At 73.8% G+C, this 15597-nt stretch carries 10 protein-coding genes; 4 read left to right on the forward strand and 6 right to left on the reverse strand.

Annotated features, from left to right (window positions below; genetic code table 11):
• Positions 1-20 precede the first annotated feature (20 nt).
• The 5 genes from ACN27J_RS09380 to ACN27J_RS09400 all read right to left on the reverse strand — a co-directional run bounded on the left by ACN27J_RS09380 (position 21) and on the right by ACN27J_RS09400 (position 7513).
• Positions 21-818, reverse strand: coding sequence for a hypothetical protein (locus tag ACN27J_RS09380; RefSeq protein WP_421365181.1), 798 nt, complete (start codon positions 816-818; stop codon positions 21-23).
• Between the two features lie 123 nt (positions 819-941).
• Positions 942-1451 (reverse strand): SAV_6107 family HEPN domain-containing protein, encoded by a 510-nt coding sequence (locus tag ACN27J_RS09385; protein WP_421365183.1) that lies wholly within the window; start codon positions 1449-1451, stop codon positions 942-944.
• A gap of 503 nt (positions 1452-1954) precedes the next feature.
• Positions 1955-2575, reverse strand: a complete 621-nt coding sequence (locus ACN27J_RS09390; protein WP_421365185.1) for a C39 family peptidase — start codon at positions 2573-2575, stop codon at positions 1955-1957.
• Positions 2576-3012: 437 nt separating this feature from the next.
• Positions 3013-3858: a hypothetical protein gene (locus tag ACN27J_RS09395; protein WP_421365187.1), complete on the reverse strand. Its 846-nt coding sequence runs from the start codon at positions 3856-3858 to the stop codon at positions 3013-3015.
• Positions 3859-4015: 157 nt separating this feature from the next.
• A complete protein-coding gene (locus ACN27J_RS09400) occupies positions 4016-7513 on the reverse strand; it encodes a hypothetical protein (RefSeq protein ID WP_421365189.1) in 3498 nt (1165 codons plus the stop codon).
• Positions 7514-7651: 138 nt separating this feature from the next.
• Here ACN27J_RS09400 and ACN27J_RS09405 point away from each other — a divergent pair, with 138 nt between their 5' ends.
• A complete protein-coding gene (locus ACN27J_RS09405) occupies positions 7652-8011 on the forward strand; it encodes a PadR family transcriptional regulator (RefSeq protein WP_421365192.1) in 360 nt (119 codons plus the stop codon).
• On the forward strand, positions 8008-10383 hold the full coding sequence (locus ACN27J_RS09410; protein ID WP_421365194.1) for a hypothetical protein: 2376 nt from the start codon (positions 8008-8010) through the stop codon (positions 10381-10383). Before ACN27J_RS09405 ends, ACN27J_RS09410 begins: the two co-directional genes overlap by 4 nt.
• Positions 10384-10492: 109 nt before the next feature.
• Here ACN27J_RS09410 and ACN27J_RS09415 read toward each other — a convergent pair whose 3' ends face one another.
• Positions 10493-11116: a hypothetical protein gene (locus tag ACN27J_RS09415; RefSeq protein ID WP_421365196.1), complete on the reverse strand. Its 624-nt coding sequence runs from the start codon at positions 11114-11116 to the stop codon at positions 10493-10495.
• Between the two features lie 339 nt (positions 11117-11455).
• Between ACN27J_RS09415 and ACN27J_RS09420 the strand changes: the two genes are divergently transcribed.
• Positions 11456-13093 (forward strand): Cas10/Cmr2 second palm domain-containing protein, encoded by a 1638-nt coding sequence (locus ACN27J_RS09420; protein WP_421365198.1) that lies wholly within the window; start codon positions 11456-11458, stop codon positions 13091-13093.
• Positions 13093-15591, forward strand: coding sequence for an RAMP superfamily CRISPR-associated protein (locus ACN27J_RS09425; RefSeq protein ID WP_421365200.1), 2499 nt, complete (start codon positions 13093-13095; stop codon positions 15589-15591). Before ACN27J_RS09420 ends, ACN27J_RS09425 begins: the two co-directional genes overlap by 1 nt.
• Positions 15592-15597 lie beyond the last annotated feature (6 nt).

Here is a 15597-nt window from a genome sequence, read left to right on the forward strand (position 1 = left end):
CAGGGTCAGCTCAGTGCGGCTCATCCCCGCCGCACCAAAGTCAGCTCGGCGCGGCGGGCCCGGCGGGTGATGCCGCCGGTCGGCGCGGCGGCTGCCGGGGGCGGGCCACCGGGCAACCAGATCCGGATCTCCCGGGGCCGGTTCAGCGCTCCCCGGCCCCGGGCGGAGACGACCATTTCCCGCCGGCGGAGCCGGCCCCGGCCCGGCCCGAGCCCTTCCCAGCGGCCGTTCACCACCTGCAGGGTGACGTCGGGGGCGTCCCACCGGCCGCAGGGCACCAGCACGCAGCCCCGCTGCCGGGCCCGGGCGGCGAGCCTGCCGGTCACCTGCGCTGTCACGGCGGCGGGGGCGGCGACGACCACCACGTCCACCCCGTCGATCAGCGCGGCGACCACCGCCGGCCAGTCCGGTCCGGGGTTGGGCACCAGGGCCAGCCGGTCCAGGGCGATGCCCAGCTCGGCGGCGGCGGTCACACCCAGCGCCGGCACTCCGACGACGGCACACCACAGGCCGGCCCGGGACGCCTCGGCGAGCAGGGCGAGCAGCAGCGAGGTGGCGCCGAGCCGGGCCGACCGGTGGGGCAGCACGTTGACAGTGGAGCCGCGACGCAGCCCTCGCCCGGGTAGCAGGCCGGTGAGCATGGTCGGGACGGGAAGCACCTGGTCGATGCCGGCCGAACCGGGCAGGCCGGTCGGGTCCGGCGTACCGGCCGTCGCCGCTGAGCCGGCACCGCCGGCGAGCGCGCTGGCCGGGCGGACCAGGTTGGCGGCGGCGACCGCGGACAGTGCCGCCGTGCCGGCCACCATTCGCCCCGCCATCCTGCTTCTCTCCCCCGGGTTTCGCTCACTGGTGTTGGTCTTGGTGTTGGTGCGCGCGTGGTCGCCGCCGGCACCACGAGTGCCGGCGGCGACAGAGGTCACGCCGGTGCGGGGGTTGGTTGGTCAGGCAGCGGCCAGGCCGTCGAGAGCCGGGTCGAGAGCTGGTTGGTGGGCCAGCCCGAGGGTGTCCTCGACCAGGGAGACGAACTGCCCGGCGGAGCGCAGCAGGTCGTCGGCTTCCCGGGCGGTGACCACCCGGGGGATGCCGGCTTCGGCGGCGGCCCGTTTGCTGGCACCGGCGGCGAAGAAGGTGGCCCACTCGGCCATCTCGGGAGCGACCATCATCAGCAGGGCCCAGACGCTGGTGACCCGGTTGCGGCGGGTCGGGGCGGGCCGGGCGCGGGCGGCGAGCATCGCGGCGGCGGCGCGCAGGGCGGACAGGTGGGCCGCCGCGTACCGCAGCCCGTCGGGGCGGGTGCTGCCCGCTTCGGTCAGCCCGTGCCGGGCGAGGACGAGCAACTGGGCCGGGGTGCGGTTGGGCAGCAGGTGCGCCGGCACCGTGGGTGCCTGGGCCGGGACTGCGGTCGTGGCCGGGGCTGGTGCCGAATGAGCCGGTGCCGAAGTGGTCGGCATGGTTCCTCCTCCGCGCGTTTCACCTGTTCGGGTGCCCGCCCACGGAGGAAGACGTCGGCGGGGCGTCGCCGGTGCGGATGCGGATGCTTCCCCACACCGCATCCGCACCGGCGATGCTGGCGGGGTCCGCTGCCCGCCGCCCGGGGGTCGGGGGCGGCGGGCAGCGGTCCTGCCTGGTGGCGCTGGACCCGCGAAAGTCCAGTGCCGGGGCGTGCGGCTCGCGGCGCCGCACTGCCGGGACTCGCGCCGCGAATCGCTCCTCCCGGCGGCCAGTACGGGTGTCGACTCCGGTGGTGCCGTTGCTGACCGGCGGACCCAACCAGCAGAGCTACCTGTTATCGAACACCCGTTCTAACCTCTGCTTCACAGTACACCCTGCCACCGACGAAAATGCAACGTCAGGCACGCCAAACGCCGCTGGCCGGGTCCCGGCGTACGGGACCCGGCCAGCGGACCGGTCAAGCAACCTCATCGGTTCGACCTGGGCAGAGCTCAGGGACGGCTCAGGCGGAGTAGCCGCGCTTGGCGGTCCAGTCCGCCAGCACGTCGAGGTCCATCCAGTACTCCTGGCCCTCGAAGTACGGGTCAGCGATCTTCACCGTGTCACCACCATCGCGGTAACCCGTCACCGTCAGGTAGTGCCCACCCTCGTACGAGTGCGCCACCCCGTCGACATCCGACGCCGTACCCATGATGTTCGCCACCACGGCCCGGTCGTCGTCCACCGCCTCACGCACATCAGCCTTCAACTTCTCCACATGCTCCGGCTTGGCGGCGGCCGCACCGATCGACACCGTCTCGTACTCGTCGCCACCGGTCACCTCGTTCAGCACCCGGGTCGTCTCCTCAGCCGAGTCGGTGCCGGCCTCGGTCGTCCCCAACTTGCCCGCCACCTCATCCTGCGACGGAGCATGACCCTGCGCCGTCAACGCGATCCGCGTCGCCGCCGGCCCGCAGTAGTAGAAATTCGGCTGCGCCTCGTACTGCACCGCCACCTCACGCGCACCACCATCAGCGGCACCCGGACCAGCCGCCTGCGCCGCAACGGCGGGAGCGGCCACCACACCACCGGCGGTCAACACACCAGCAACCGACAGCAAAGAATTACGGAAGATCGTGTTCATAGCAGAATCTCCGTTCCGAGGGGAATGAACCGGACACCAGACCCACCGGGTCGATGACCGGTCACGAACGGGACAGAACAGAACAGAACACGCACAAAAAAGTCGAACTCAAATGATGCGCTCCGACCTGCGCACACCCGCCGGCCCAGGCGGGAGGCGGTCTCACCGGCGCACCGGATACAACCATCCGGGGGTACCCGGCATTCCGTACCCGGCGGGGTCGCAGATCCGGCCGTACCCGCGCCGGGCGACAGATCAGGCGGATCAGGCCCGGCAGATCAGCCGGGCCGCTCGCCTACTCGGTCCAACGCCGGGATCCAACGCCGCCCGGCCGGCCGATGTTCCCCGCGCCCGGTGCCTCAGCCACCCGCCCGCCGCGCCATGCTGAAGCGCCCAGACGGACCTCAACCGCGCAAACGGGACGCCGCCGACCCTGGTCAGTCGCCCGGCTTCTTCCACAGCACGTACTCCAGCTGCAGCGGGCCTTCCTCACCGTCGACCGACGTGCGCTGGGTGAGCGTGCCGTACCGCCCGTCGCTGGTCCGGATGCAGTAGACCGGAAACAGCCGTCGCCACCGGTTGCCGCTGAACATGCCCTGGACGACCTCCTCGTCGTTCCAGGCCGAGTCGGGCAGTGACGAGCAGCCGCCGAGGGTGGGCGTACCTTCGTCCCAGTCTGCGGCCTGTGCGCCGTTACGCAGCGCGGCCTGGCCGCCGGTCAGCGAGCTCCACGTGCCGGCGAACCGGGGCTCCACCAGATCCACCGCCGCGGCGAATTCCGGATCCTGCTCCGGGTCGCCGAACCGCCCGGTGTCCAGGTCGTAGTGCAGGTCGTCACCGTCGAAGACGAGCCGGTCGCCGGCGTACACCGGTTCGCTGTCCAGTGCGTCGGTGATCACGAGCGTGGAGTCGACGGTGGGGTCGGCGGTGATGGTGATCCGGTTCTGTTCGATCTCGGTGACGAACCGCCCGTCCATGTCGATCCGCAGCTTGCGGGTGGTGTCGATGCGGAAGACGCTGACCCGCTGCGTACCGTCGATCGTCTGGTTGATCAACAGGTAGGTGGCGTCCTGGTCGGCCGCCTGCTCGCGGGCCGCCTCCTCGGTGGCGTAGATGCCGACCTCGGCGACGATCCGGTACGGCGCCGGCAGCGCCGCCACCGACTCCTTGGCGATCTCGACGACGATCGGCATGATCGCCTCCTCGAAGGCGGCCATCCGCTCGTCGTCACCGCAGCCGGCGGCGACGGTCACCGTGACGACGGCCGTGACGAGCCCGGCCACCGCCCGGACCCACCGGCCCGACCCGATACCTCCGTACGGCCGCGATCGCCCCGTTCGCTGCACGCTTACCCCTCGTCTCCCGAACACCTGACCGGCACCGACCTGCCGGTTGCCGATCATGGTGCGGCAGCCGGGCAAGGTCAACGCCCGGTCGGACTCAGCCGGACGCCATCGCGATGTCGAGGGCCGCCGACCGGACATCGGGCACCGGATGGCGGCGCAGCCGGTGCAGCGGCGACCGCCACGGCGGCGACCAGCCGTACCGGTCACCGGCCCGGACCAGCGCCACCGCGAACAGCCCGGCGGCCAGGTCACCCCGCTCGGCGAGCGCCCCGACGACGGCCGTCAGCACCGCCGGGTCCCAGCTGCCCTCGGCCCGGCGTACCTGGTCGGTCAGCGTCTCGGCGAGCCGGCCGGCCAGCACCGGCCGGTCGGCGACCAGGTCGGCGAGCGCGGCCAGCTCTGCCACGATCGGGGGCGCGGTCGGTGCGGCCAGCGGCACCAGGTGGGTGAGCAGCCGGGCCGCCTGCGGGATCAGATCGGCAAACCCGACGAGGGTACGCGCGGCGGCCCGCACCGCCGCCCGGTCGGTGTCCGGGTCGGCGTCGCGGCACCAGCGCACCGCCGCGTCGACGAGCCGGTCGAGGCGGCGCCGGGCCGGCCGGTCCCCCGCCGGGTCACCCGGCCGGTCGTCGGACCGGTCCAGCCGGGCCAGCGCGTCCACCGCGACCACCAGCGGCGACCGGTCGGCGGCTGCCGGCGACCCGTCAGCTGCCGACAGCGATCCATCGGCTGCCGCCGCCGGTTCGTCGAGCAGCCGGGTCACCACCCGCATCGCCGACGCCCACCGGTACGGGTCGTCCAGGTCGGTCAGGGCGGCGACGGTCAACCCGGTCAGGTCGGGTGCCCAGCGGGCCCAGGCCGGCAACGCCGCCCAGGCCAGCCGGGCCGCTTCCGGGTCCGGGTTGCCGGTGGCGGCCACGACCAGGGCGGCGTACCGGGGGCGGTCCGGCTCGGCGATGGTCGACGGCGGTGCGTCCAGCAGCGCCGACACCTCGGCCCGCGACAGTGTCGGCGAGTCGGCCACGTTGGCTCCGTCAGCGACACCAGCCGCGTCAGCGATGCCAGCCGTGCCAGGGGTGCCGGCCGCGCCAACGGTCCCAGCCGCACCGGCCAGGATCGTCCAACTGGCCGGGACGTCGGGTCGCTGCCGGGCGGCGGCGACGGCGGCGGCCCGCACGTCGGGGTGCTGGTCCACCCGCTGGTACGCCGCGGTGACCACGTCGAACGCCTCCGGTGGGCCGTACCGGGCGAGCAGCCGCAGGGCCTGCTTGCGGCTGGTCACCTTGCCGGTGCCGAGGGCCACGTCGGTCAGCGTGGCGACCAGTGTGGACGGTGCGACGAGCCGGGCGGTACGGCCGGCCGCGTAGACGGCGACGCGGGCCCGGTCGTCGTCGACGTGCCGCAGCAGCACCGGCAGCGCCTCGTCCGGCCGGTCGGTCCAGGCCAGCGCGGCCAGCGCCGCCTCGGCGAGGGTGACGTCCGCCGCGTCGAGGTGCCGGGCGACGACCGCCCAGCCGGCACCGGGCACCGGGGCGGCGCAGCTGATCGCCCGTACCCGATGGTGTTTGGCCATGCTCCGGTCGGCGGCGATCGACGCCAGCAGGTCGGCGTACGCCTGCTGGTGGCGGGGCAGCCACCGGGCGACCCGGTGCGCCGGGCCGGGCACCCAGCGGGCACCGGCGGAGAGGAACTTGCCGGCCCGCTGGTCCGCCGGGGTGGTGAACACCTCGTCAAGCAGGTCGGTGCGGCGGGCGCAGATCGCCTGCCACACCTCGTGGATCTCCACTGTGGACGGGTCGACGGCGAGGACCTCGCCGACCCGGTCGGCCCGGGTCGCCGGGTCGGCCAGCCACAGCGTCACCGCCCGGCGGAACACCGACGACACCACGCCGGGGTGGATCGCCCGGCGCAGCAGCCGCTGCAGGTGCGGCAGCCGCCAGGCGCGCCGACCGAGCGACCAGGCGACGGCGAACAGCGGCTCGAACCGGTCCCGGGCCGCCGCGCCCTCGATCCACGGTGCGATCCGGGTGAACAGGTCGTGCTCCTGGCCCCGGCGCAGCACCTGGTCGAGCCGGCCGAGGAACGGCAGTTGCCGGCCGTCGTACAGCGTGTCGAAGGTCTGCATCGCCCAGCCGACCAGTGCCGGGTCGGTCGCGTGCCGGCGCAGCACCTGCCCGGCCAGCCCGCCGATCGCGGTCAGACTGGCCGACGAGGTGTCCCGGGCGGCCACCGCCTGGGTGACGACGTCGGTCAGCGCCGGCACCGTCGCCGGGGCGAGCAGGCCGACGACCTGCGATAACGCGGTGAACGCGCGGGCCCGTACCGGATCCTGGTCGTTGCGCAGCCGGCGCAGCTGCTCGACGGCGGCGACGACGGACGCCGGGTCAGCGCTGCGCCCGGCGGCGGCCAGCAGCAGCGTGTAGCCGGTGCCCCGTGCGGTGGCGTCGGCGCGCCGGGCCGCCGCGACCAGCGCCGACTCGGCCTCGGCCCAGGGCAGGAACGCGGTGTACGTCAGCGTCAGGTCCTCGCTGGACCGCACCCGGTCGATGTGGAGCATCCGGCGGGCCTCCCGGTGCTGCCAGCGGCGCGGCAGCACGGCCAGCAGCTGCTCCGACAGCAGCAGGTCGGCGGTGTCCACATCGGCCGTCACCGCGTCGTACAGCTCGCCGCGACGGGCCGGGGCCAGCGCGGCGAGCAGCCGGGCGAAGGCGTGGTCGGTGCCGCGCAGCCGTACCCCGAGCGGCACCAGGTCGGTCAGGTCGGCGTCGCGCAGCCGGTACAGCAGTCCGGACGGCAGCGTCCGGCCGCGCAGCCAGCCGGCCCGCGCCGGGGCGGTGAGCAGCCGCAGGGTCCGCGCCGGATCGGCACCGGCCAGCACGCCGTACGCGGTCAGCTCGCCGGGCAGGCGGGTCGTCGGGGCGTACCGCTCCAGCAGGTCGAACACCCGCGTCGGATGTCGCTGCGCGGTGTGCAGCACCGCGCGTCCCCACTCGGACCACCAGTCCTCGCGGGCGACGCCGGGCCGGCCGGCGAGCTGCGTGTCGGCGAAGTCGAGCAGCACGGTGGGGTGCCGGCGGGCCAGCGCGGTGCCGCCGCCGACGGTGTACGACAGCGGTGGCAGCAGCCGGGCGACGGTCTCCGGGCCGCAGGCGGGCAGCAGGACCGCGGCTTCGCCGTCACCGAACCGGACGCGGACCGGGTCGATCAGCGCGTCGGCGAGGTCGGCGCGGCGGGCGGCGCGCAGCGTCCGGTACGCGGTACGCCGCAGGTCGGCCGGGGCGTCGTGCAGCAGCGCCGCCACCTCGTCGGGGTCCGCCCAGCCGGAGCTCAGGTACGCGGTGACCGCGACCGCCCGCAACCGCCGGTCCGGGTCGGTGAATCCGGCCCGCACCGTCGCCTGGTCGCCGACGATCACCGCCATGGTGAGCCCGAGGAACCGCTGGTGGGAGTCGCCTTGCGCCAACTCGGCCAGTACGGCCGGCAGATCTCCGGTGGCGGCCAGCCGGCGGGCGTGTCCGGCCAGGGCGGACATCCGGGCCCGGTGGGTCAGCGGGTCTCCGGCGGCGAGCAGTTCGGCGGTGGGGTACGGCACCGGATGATCGTCTCAGCCGCCGGCAACCGGATATCCGTCAGCGACACGTGGGCGACACGTCCGTGAAGCGACGTCGTCAGCGGCTCGGTCAGCGACGGCAAGCTGGACCCTATGTAGAGGTCCGAGTATGCTGCCGGCATGACGCGACCGGTCCAGATCACCACCGGAGTGGCCCGGGTGCTGGCGGCGCTGCTCGACGACCCCGGCACCGGCCGCTACGGCCTGGAGCTGATGCGGGCCACCAGGCAGCCCAGCGGCACCCTCTACCCGATCCTCAACCGGCTGCTGGCCGCCGGCTGGGTGCACGCCCAGTGGGAGCAGATCGACCCAGTGGCCGAAGGCCGCCCGGCCCGGCGCTACTACCAGCTCACCCCGGACGGCCTGGTCGCCGCCCGCACCGAGTTGGCCGCGCTCTACGCCACGCTGCGCCCGCACGCCCCCGGGCACGCCGGGCCGGCCACCGGCCGGCCCGGCACCGCCGCTCCCGAAACCACGTGACCAGCATGTTGAGCCGGCTGGTCCACCGCGCGTTCGTCGTCGCGGCCCGCCGCTGGCCGCCCGCCGACCGCGACGAACTGATCCGCGAATGGCTCGCCGAGTCGTACACGCTCGGTCACGAGCCGGGAGTTGCGGTGCCGGTACGCGCCTGGCGGCAGATCCGGTTCGCGGCCAGTCTCGCCTGTGCCAGGCAATCCCCGATCGGCGCCGTCGGCACGGTCCCGGTCGACCGCATCGAGCGGACCGCGCTGCACGTCGTCGCACTGTTCCTCGCCCCGCTGGCGGCGGCCGTCCTGACCATCCTCGCCAACGGACCACTGTGGATGGCCACCAGCACCGGCGACGACCTGCCGGCGGTCCTGACCCTGCTCCACCGCGCCGGGCACGTCGCCGCCGGGATCGGCTGCGGCGTACTGCTCGCCGACCGGATGCGCCGACGGCGGGGAGCACCGGTCAGCCGGCTGTGGTGCGTCGCCGCGACGGTCCCGGTGCTGGCCGGGCTGGTCGTCGCCGAATCGGCCGTACGCCACCTGGCGCTCATCGTCGCCGATCCGACGTTCACCATCGCTGTCACCGGACCGGCAGGCACCGTCGCGGGCCCGGCCGTCGTCGCCGGGACACTGATCCCGTTGACCATCCTGGTGGCGACCCTCGCCCGCCGCGCCACCCGGTGGGCGCTCGCCGCCGCCGTACCAGGCACCGCCGCCATCACACTGACCGCGAGCGCCATCACGGCCTCGCTTGTCGCCGGGCCGGATGGGGCGCGGACACCGCTGCCGATCCCGCCCGGGATTCTGCTCGGCGCGGTAGCGCTGTCGCTGGCGTACACGGTGCGGGCGGTCCGGCCCCGACCGCCAGCGCCACCGCGACCTCGACCGGCACCGGCACCGCGCCTGCTGGTGGCCACGACGGCGGTGACCGGCGGCGGACTGCTCGTCGCCTACCTGTTCACCCCGTACGCCTGGTGGGCGACGCTGCCCACACCGGTCGTCACGGTCGCCACCCTCGCCACGAACGCGTTCTGTTTCGCCGTGGCACGCTGGGCGGCCGGCCGGATTCCGGCGAGCCGGCCCGACCCGATCTGGCCGGAGATCGTTCCCGGTCAGCCGGCCGTCGCACCGAATCAGGCGGCCGTACCAGCCGGTCAGCCGGAGTCCGTCCCGCTACGCCGATCCTGGCGCGAGCTCCTCGCCTGGGGCGGGGCGGCGGGCGCGGCGATCGGCTGGGCGGTCACGCTCGCCTACCTGACCCCGAACATCGGGCTGCAGACGCCGTGGCCACACACCGACGCGGTGCCGGCCGGCTGGGCCGAGTGGGACACCTCGACCGGCCGGGTCTGGATGCAGGACCTGCAGATGTACGCCATCTGCTGCGTCGCGGTGTGCCTGGCGGCCGCCGCCGCGTACCGTCGCGCGTCGCTGCTGCCCGCACTGGCCAGTCCGGTCGTGCTGCTCGCCGCCACCGTCGGTGTGATCCAGTCCGGCTGGCACACCCCGGTCGCGCTGCCGTGGCTGGCCGCCGGGGCGCTGCTGCTCACGATCGTGGCATGGTGGACGACCGATCGCCTCGCCCCCACCCGTCGACGCACCCCGGAACGCGACAGGTTGCTGATCGCGCGGCTCGCCGTGCTGGCCGCGTTCCTGGTCCCGGGCATGTACGTTTACGGCGTCTTCCTCAGCGACGAGCCGTCGGTCCCGCCGGTCGCGCTCACCGTGACCGTCGGCCTGTCGACCGTACTGGCGATCGTCGCCAGTGCCGCGGTGACCGCGTCCTCGGCACGGACGTCGCCCAGGACGCTACCCGAGACAACCGCGGCGGCCTGGTCGCTCACGGTCGGTGCCGGCGTGGCCGTGTTCGGTACGGCCGTGTTCGGTACGGCGGTGCTCAGCGGCGACGGCATGTCGTCGCCGGTCAGCTATCCCCTGGCGGCCGTCGCGCCGGCGCTGGCCGTGCCGGCCGCCGCGCTGACCATCGCGGCGATCCGCGCACCACGAGCACGTCGCGCACTGGGGGTGAGCCGCGTGACGGAGGCAGGCCGAGTGTCCCGGTCTGCCGACAACGGCCGTCACAGCGTCGGTTCCGTGCGCCGCCTCGCTGTCGTGCGCCGCGTCGGCGGTGGCATCGGGCTCGGCGTGGCGCTGCTGACCGCTGGATACGTGGCCCTGATCTGCGGCATGATCCTCGCGTTCGGGTTCGGCCAGCTGATTCCCTGGCTGGAGTACCAACAGAGCTACGACCCGATCGGCTATCTGCCCGGTGGGGTCGCGCTCGGTCTGCTGCTGGCCTTTCTCACCCCGTACCTGGTCGAACCGTGGGGAACGTATCCGGCCCGGCCGGCGGTGCCGATGCCGCTGCCGGCTGTCGCCGACTGACCGGTCTCGTGATCCACTTCGCGCTGTCGATCGGCGTCTCGGTGTGTCGCGCCGATCAGCCGAAGTGGATCAATGCCGCCAGCAAAGGAGTCGGCGGCCGGTGATCGGCTCACCCGCTGGTGAGTCGAGCGACCAGCCGGCGCGACACCGTCCAGCGGGCGAGCAGATGGAAGCTGGAAATCGTTGTGACGGCCACCAGGAGGCCGGACATCGCCACCGTCATCGCCCAGCGGCCTGCGCTGCGGTCGGCCGGCAACGGGCCGTACCAGCCGTTCGGGTCCACCCACATGGTCAACTGGTCACCGTCGCGGCGTACCCCGATGTCGTGCCGGTACTGCCAGCCGAGGTCCGCTCCGGTGTCCGACCGCGACAGCCGGTACCGCTCGGTTTCGCTGCCGCGCCAGGTGTCGGTCACGACGACCGGTGTCCGTTCACCCGCGAGGTGCAGATAGACCGGGCCGAGCCCGACGAAGACCACCCAGCCGAGCAGTACGACAGCGACGAGCGCGACCCGTGACGGCACCGGGACCCGAGGGCGGATGGCCCGGACGATGAGCAGTCCCAGTCCGAGACTGCCGCCGACGAGAGCGGCACCGAGATAGATTCCCCAGTACTGGCCATTGTGGTACAGCGAGCCGCTGTAGACGCAGAGGAGCAACCAGCCGAGCACAGCGGCAACGGCACTCATCCGCTGGGCGACAGTCCGCCATCCGATCGCTCGTATCCGGGACACCCGGCCGACGGTAACGCCCGCCCGCATCCCTGCCGGCGCGTCGCACCACGGGACCGGTCCGACAGACTACGGCTCGATCCACTTCGCGTCAGCAGACAGCGGCACGGCATGTCGCGTCGATCGGCCGAAGTGGATCAACCGCCGGCTGTCCGGCGTCGGCGGCGAACCATTGGCCATACCCGGGCGGTTGTCTGAAATCTGTCTACCGGTTTGGTGCGGCTGGCCAGTCGGGTCGGATATGTTTGCCGGCTGCCCTCGGCGCAGCGGTGGGCCGGCATCCACGGTCCACCTGTCCGTCCGTGTCTTAAGTACAGGCACCGGAACGACAGAGGGGAACGGATGAGCAGCCAGTCTCCAGCGAGCGGCAAGCGCCGGCACTGGGTGGTGATAGAGACCGGCGCCAATCAGGCGTACGTGTTCGCCAGCAACAAACAGGCGGTGAACGTCGGGGCCAGCGAATTGATCTTTCAGGCCGGCACCGAGTGGGTGAAGACCGCCGTCGACAAGATCAACGAAGGGTGTACTGAGCCCGTCGTCGAGATCGTGGTGGCCGCCTCCGGCAAGGCGCTGCTGCTTGCCGACGACGCCAACACCGGCAGGGCGGTCGTTCGGGCGGTGACCCGTCGGGCGCTCGACGAGGCGCCTGGCCTGGAGATCTGGGGCACCGTCGACCCGGATCCGGTCGCCGACGACGCCGACCTGAGCCCGGCGCTGACCCGGGCGTACCAGCGGCAGGCGGCGTGGCGCAGCCGCCGACCGTCGCCACTGCTGCGGCACCCGACGCTGCCGTTCACCCGGCCCTGTCACTACTCGGGGCAGCCGTCGACCGCGATGGGCGAGGAGGGCGGCACCCCGTACCCGAGGGCGGCCAGTGTGGACGCGGCCTGGCGGCGACGCAACGCAGGCCGGGACCGGATGGCCGGGAAACTCGGCAACGAGGCGGTCGTTGACGCCGCCAAGCTGGCCGACGGGGTGAGCCACGCCGGCTGGGTGGCGGTGATGCACGCCGACGGCAACGGCATCGGCGGTGTGTTCCGCAGCATCGCCGACTCCTACGCTGGCCCGGAGTTCCTGGACAACCTGGGTGCTTTCAGCCGGGCGCTCGACGAGGTGACGGTCGCCGCCCTTCGGTACGCCGTCGACCAGGTCACCGACCGGACCGGCTGGCTGCTGCCGCTGGTCGTCGGCGGCGACGACGTGACCGTCGTGATGGACGCCCGGCCGGCGTTCGAGGTGACCGCGACCTTCGTGGAGCAGTTCGCGCGGACCGCCGCCGCGCATCCGGTCGTCGCGCGGGTGCTGACCGACGTCGGGCACCCGGGACTGACCGCGTGCGCCGGGATCGCGTACGTCAAACCGCACTACCCGTTCAGTGAGGCGTACGAGCTGGCCGAGCAGTTGTGCGGTTCCGCCAAGCAGGTCAAACAGGTCGATCCCAGCTGCGGCGCGCTGGACTTTCATGTGCTGCACGACTCGGTCGGGCGGAGTCTGGACCGGATCCGGATGCCACTGACCGTGCAGGATGGCGGCAGCGACAGGGGCGAGTCGCGGCTGTGGCCCGGCCCGGTGGTGATCGGCGCGCCGCAGCCGGGTGGCTGGGCTGCGGCGCACGACGTCACCCGGCTGCGGGAGGTGGTCGAGGCGCTGGGCGGCGGGCGCGGCGAGGACGACCCGCCCGTACTGGCCCGTGGTGCCCTGCACCGGTTGCGCCAGGCACTGCTCACCGGCCGTACCGAAGCGGTCCGGGCCAGAGACCAGGTCAGCGTCTGGGCGGCCGACCCGGCCGCAGCTCGGTCCTTCCTGGACGAACATCTGCTGGTCGCGGAGCCGTCGGCGGATCGCCCGGTCTCGTTCAGCCGGATCCTCGGCGCGGTCGACCTGATCGACATGGCGGCCGGCACCGCACCGCACGCCGGCCGGGAGTCCGGCCGGTCCGGCGACGGCGACCCACGGGTACGGCAGGAGGTGGCGGCCTGATGGGCGGCCCGGAATCGATCCACCACACCGGCGGCCTACGCAACGGCCGACCGTTCCCGGTCGAGGTGACGTTTCTCAGCGACTGGGCGTGCGGCACCGGCACGTCCCGGCACGGCGCGGTGGACCGCGAGGTGCAGCGCGACGCCGACGGGTTACCGATGCTACGCGGCAAAGCACTCACGGCGGTGCTGCGCGACGCGGCGGAGACCGTCGCCGTCGGGCTGGACGACGGCGCGACCGACGGCATCTGGTACGCCTGGGTGGAGGCGGTGTTCGGCAGCCAGCCGGGCGCGTCGTCGCGGCAGCGCCCCGACCCCGCAGGGCAGTTCCGGCCGCAGCCACGCACCAGCCCGGTCCCGGCGGCCCTGCAGGGCCGGCCGCTGCACCTGCCCGGCCCGGTACGGGCGGCGATCGCCGCGCTCGACGAACGCAGCCGGGTGCTGGCCCGGGAGGCGGCTGTGCTGCTGCGCCCCGGTGTGCAGATCGACGTCGACCGGCACACCGCCGCCGACGACACGTTGCGCGTCGAGGAGCGGGCGGCGGTCGGGTTGACGGTGACCGCCGACTGGCAGCTGACCTTCCCGGGGCTCGCCGTCGACGTGCCGGTGCCGTGGGAGGCGGAGCTGCTGCTGCGGGCCGCGGCCCGGCTGGTCGACGCGATCGGCGGCAAGCGTCGTCGGGGCGCCGGCCGCTGCCGGGTGACCATCGCCGGTGACGACGCAGCCGGTGACGACGCAGCCGGCAAAAGCGCGGACGGTGACGGCGCGGACGGCCAGCCGGCCGGTTCCCCGCTGGATGCGCTGCTGGAACGGGTCGATGATGCCCGGTCCCCAGCCGAGGTGCTGCCGTCGGCCGTCGTCGACCCGGCCGCCGCGACCCTGGGTGCCCGTACGTCCGATCCGCCGGTGCACCGGCACGATCTGCGGATCACCGCGCTGACTCCGCTGCTGGTGGCCCGAGGGGTGCTCGGCAACCTGGTGCTGACCGAACGGTTCGTGCCGGGCACCTCCCTGCTGCCGATGGTGGCGAAGGCACTAGGCGGGCAGTCGACCGAGCTGATCACCGGCGGCCGGGTGGTGGTCACCAACGCCACCGTCGAGATCGCCGGCGAACGGTCGCTGCCGCTGCCGCGTGCCCTGCACCGGCCCAAGGACACCGACCAGCACCAGCAGTTGGTCAACCTGCTCCGACCACGCGCCGACGACAGTCAGCGACTGCGGCCGATGGTCGGCTTCTGCGGCGCCGACGGCGCGGGTGGCATCCGCATCGCGGAGGTGGACCTGGTGACGCAGGCGCACGCCGTCGTCGACGACGGGCCGCAACGGCCGACCGAGGACTCCGGCGGCCTGTTCGTCTACGAGGCGATCGCCGCCGGCACGGCGCTGCGCTGCGAGTTGTGGCTGCCGGCCGACGCTGACCTGGACACCGACTGGCTGGACGGGGAGCACGCGATCGGACGGTCCCGCAAGGACGACTACGGGCGGGTCAGGGTCGACGTACTGGCCCCGGGCACACCGGCCCTGGTCGCGCGGGGCACCGTGAGCGACAGCCGGCAACTGGTCGTCTGGCTGCTGTCGGATCTGTTGCTGCGGGGGCCGGCCGGTGAGCCGGTGACCGACCCGCAGGCGCTGGCGGCCACGCTCGCCGAAGCACTGCGGGTGGACCTGGCGTTGCCCGACGACAGTCCCGACCGCCTGCCGGTGGGTTTCCTCACCACCCGCCGCGTCGAGTCGTGGCAGCGCCGCTGGTCGATGCCGCGACCGTCGCTGACCGGGCTGGCCGCCGGCAGCGTCGTCCGGTTCGACATGATCGGCGTCCCCGACGAGGAGGCGTTGCGCCGGATCGAGGCGACCGGGATCGGGGAACGCACCGCCGAAGGCTACGGCCGGTTGGCGCTGCAACCTGTACTACTCGACCGGACGACCGTCGCGGTGGCGACGGATCCGGCGGACGAGGCCCGCTCCGCCGGCCGGCGGACGCCCGCCGACCCGCACACGCGCGCTGGTCAGGCCACGCCCGCCGGGCGCGCTGGCGACACGCCGGCGCTGGTCACCGAGCTGGTCCGGCGCGGCTGGCGGCGGGAGCTGCACCGGACCGCGGCCGTACGGGTGGCCGACGATGCGCTACGCGACCTGCTGGTGCCGCCGGACGTGTCGATGGCGCAGCTCGGTGCGCTGCGTACCCTCGCCGACCGGCTCACCGCCGGCGACGACCCGGCCCAGGTGCGCGGCTGGATCGCGGCGACCCGCCGCAACCGGCCGCGCCGGGAATCCTGGGGCGCGAAACGACTCGACCTGCTGGACCGGTTGGCGTCCGGCGACGAGGTGCTCTGGTCGCATCTGGGGGTCCACCCGCCGGCCGACGTCGCCGACGAACTGCACCGGCCGGCGGCCGGCTGGCTGCTCGCCGAGGTGGTCCGGGCCGCCGTCGAGCGGCGCCGCAGCACCCGGGGGCAGGACGGTCCCACCGCCAACCACCACGAGGGGGTGCCGGCATGAGTCGCC

This window comes from Solwaraspora sp. WMMB762, assembly GCF_049179115.1.
GTDB lineage: Bacteria > Actinomycetota > Actinomycetes > Mycobacteriales > Micromonosporaceae > Micromonospora_E.